1 protein-coding gene is annotated in these 209 nt (G+C 76.1%); it reads right to left on the bottom strand.

Translation table 11 applies throughout. The features are described from left to right. On the bottom strand, positions 1-209 hold a 209-nt coding region (locus JK363_RS41890), incomplete at both ends, for a KR domain-containing protein (protein WP_201883553.1).

The following is a 209-nucleotide window of genomic DNA, read 5'->3' as shown; positions in this document are numbered from 1 at the left end:
CGTTCCAGGGCGGTGGCCAGGCCCACGATCGCCACGGTCGGAGCCATGGTCGGCAGGCCCCTGCGTCGCAATTGCGCTGCCGCGTCCTGCCCGGCGTTCGCGACCATGCCGCCGTCGGCCCACGGGCCCCACGCGACCGCCGTGGCGGGCAACCCAGCCGCCCTGCGGTGCTCCGCGAGGGCGTCCAGGTAGGCGTTGGCAGCCGCGTA

It is taken from the genome of Streptomyces coffeae (assembly GCF_016741875.1).
Classification (GTDB): domain Bacteria; phylum Actinomycetota; class Actinomycetes; order Streptomycetales; family Streptomycetaceae; genus Streptomyces; species Streptomyces coffeae.
Note: the sequence above shows the minus strand (reverse complement) of the source record. Positions and strands in the feature narration are given on the sequence as shown.